The organism is Mesorhizobium sp. BHbdii (assembly GCF_053848045.1).
Map to the genome: position 1 here is coordinate 1 of NZ_JBSPKX010000129.1, position 520 is coordinate 520.

The following is a 520-nucleotide window of genomic DNA, read 5'->3' on the forward strand; positions in this document are numbered from 1 at the left end:
GGTCTTGGCGAGACGGCCGCATGTCGCCTCGTCGGGAAGCTTGTCGCAGGTCGCCTTGCGCAGCATGCCGCCGGGAAAGCCGCCGGTCTTCTGCTCGGGGTTGTCGTAGCGCTGGCGCGCCGCGCCATAGCCGGCGAGTTTGACCAATGGTTTCTTGTCGTGTGCGGGGTCGATGGCGCAGGCCTTGGCGGTGGCCGGCGACAGGCGGCAATACTGGTCGTTGCCCCATGTCGACATTTTGATCTCGCCGAACTCGACAGGATCGCCGACCGCGGTGCCCTTCTCGCTGACGCAGGTGCCGAAGCCCGGATGGATGGCGCTTTCGTGGACGCCGGCGCAGCGCAGGCCCGAGCCGCAGGTCCAGTCCTTGAAGCTTGCGTCGTCACCGCGATAGCAGATCGAACCCCAGCCATTGTAGAGATCGGTGCCCTTCAGCGCTTCGGCATATTTCTGGTCCGGGCGGGCGGCGAAGCCGCGCGTGAAATCCGGGTGGCCGCCGGCGGCGAACTGCTCGACGATG

General features: G+C 66.7%; 1 pseudogene. It reads right to left on the reverse strand.

The features are described 5' to 3' along the window. Positions 1 to 520, reverse strand: a pseudogene (locus tag ACWTU8_RS32220) (hypothetical protein); the annotation flags it as partial.